The organism is Microcystis sp. LE19-10.1B, assembly GCF_027530565.1.
Taxonomy (GTDB): domain Bacteria; phylum Cyanobacteriota; class Cyanobacteriia; order Cyanobacteriales; family Microcystaceae; genus Microcystis; species Microcystis aeruginosa.
The window spans coordinates 1-1892 of sequence record NZ_JAPZQM010000220.1 but is presented as its reverse complement, the minus strand read 5'-3'; the positions used below and the strand labels follow the sequence as shown (position 1 = coordinate 1892).

Annotated in this window: 3 protein-coding genes; 2 read left to right on the top strand and 1 reads right to left on the bottom strand. The window is 36.8% G+C overall.

All coding sequences use genetic code 11. From position 1 onward, the window contains the following. Nucleotides 1-116 precede the first annotated feature (116 nt). A complete protein-coding gene (locus O9332_RS08030; RefSeq protein WP_288024799.1) occupies nt 117-1331 on the top strand; it encodes an AbeC-like domain-containing protein in 1215 nt (404 codons plus the stop codon). Between the two features lie 18 nt (nt 1332-1349). Then, a complete protein-coding gene (locus O9332_RS08025) occupies nt 1350-1742 on the top strand; it encodes a hypothetical protein (RefSeq protein ID WP_002760582.1) in 393 nt (130 codons plus the stop codon). On the opposite strand, the gene O9332_RS08020 is transcribed toward O9332_RS08025, so the two are convergent. Beyond that, a partial coding sequence (locus O9332_RS08020; RefSeq protein WP_288024795.1) for a hypothetical protein occupies nt 1678-1892 on the bottom strand: 215 nt, incomplete at its 5' end. The two genes, O9332_RS08025 and O9332_RS08020, sit on opposite strands and share 65 nt — an antisense overlap.

Below are 1892 nucleotides of genomic sequence, written 5' to 3'. Positions count from 1 at the left end.
AAATCCTTATCTGGCAAGAGACTTAATTGATTAGTTCGCTCTAGATAAAAAACAATTGACAAAAATCGCTAAATGCCTTTCTATATAAGGGTTCCATCCCTTATAATCCCCGTCCATTGCATAACACAAACCGAAGAGCCGCCGGATCTAACCCTTTTATTGGTTCTGGAGAAATCATTCCTGGCTCTAGCTGGACGGTTCCTATTACTCGCAAGAAGAAACATCAAGAAAAATCTGAAGAATGGGAAAATTCTCAAGAATACATTGAGATTGCCGTTGACCAGTTTTATCAAGCCACTGATCGAGAGATTGACAAGCTAAATTTACCAAATCTAGAAATATTGAGTCGCTTATATATTGATGGCTTTGAGCTAGAGCCTGATGGGAAGCTGCTGATGAACACTACTTCCCGTCCAGCCGTAATGTTTTTAGACGACCCACTTTTAATTAAAGAACAGGGTGACGTGGCTGGCAAAAAAAGAGCCTATCGTATTTATAGATATGTTGACCAAGAAAGAGATTATATTCTTTCTTACTTTCTGCGCTTTTATAATGCAGGAAAAGTCACTTTTGTTGAGTCATCAGCTTATATACTAACTGGAATTGATCGGCAAAGATTTAGTTTGAGTTCGCTTCTTGAAGATGGTCCATTATCTCGAACATTAAAGATGCTATTGGGTACTATTATTTTTGCATCTGGTATCTATTTAGGGTTGTCATTATGGTATGTCGTTGTATTTTCCTTCTACCTTTTTTACTGGAAGTTTAATGATGCTCGACAACGGCGGGCAGCAGAGTTTCAAGAAGAGTATAATTATGGATTAGAACAAACTTTCCGTGAGTTCATTGCAGAACCTCTAGATTTAAGTCAAAGAGCCAGGAGACAACAAACAGTAAATTTAGCAAAAAATCCTCTAAGTCGTTCAATTAAAAACTTTATTAGCCAACTGAGAAGAACTCCTTTGGGTATCCTTATTCTTATTATTCTTATCTTAGCTTTTTCCCCTTTATTCATTATTTTAGCTATTTTTATATTTTTTGCTAATCGTTACCGCCAATTAAACACTGATTTAAAAGTTAGTTTTGATTACTATGGTACTCAAGATGTCCTGATGTACTGGAAATCAATACAAAATGGGATTTTTTTCAGTACCATTAAACTGCTAAAGAGCCAGGGGATTGACTCATCTGAATTTGAAAGATCGGTCATAAGTATTATCAATAATGTTACGAGAATTACGGCGGGAAATATTACCAACAGCCAAATCGCTGTGGGGTCAGGCTCTACTTTTTCCCAAAGTACAGGAACATCACAAACACAAAGCTCATGAGCAGGAAAGGAGGTTATTATGAACCAGCGTAAAGACTATAAATTCGGTGATATTCATGGAAGCCAAGTTGCCATTGGTGATAATAGTAAAACAAGTCAGGATATGGAAACTAATGCTTCTGAAAAAAAGCAAACCCTAGCTGAAGCAGCAGCAGAGATGCAATCTTTACTAAAACAATTAGAGTCAACTTATCCTACTGATACCTATAAGGGTAAAGTCGCATTAGCTGATGCGGTTGTCGAGCAGATAGACAAAACCCCAAGTTTGACAAGAATATTCAGTGCTTTAAAAGCGGGTAGTATTAGTGCTTTAGATTCATTGCTAGACCATCCGGCTGCTAGTTTTGTTATCGGTGCTTTAGAAGACTGGCAAAATAACAATAGATCGAAAGCAATTGACGAAAATCACTAAAATTTCGGTTCTTCGTTATTTGGTATGGTTCAATAGGGGAGCATAAATCGACTAAATCCTTATCTGGCAAGAGACTTAATTGATTAGTTCGCTCTAGATCGAAAACAATTGACAAAAATCGCCAAATGTCTTTCTCTATAAGAGTTTCAT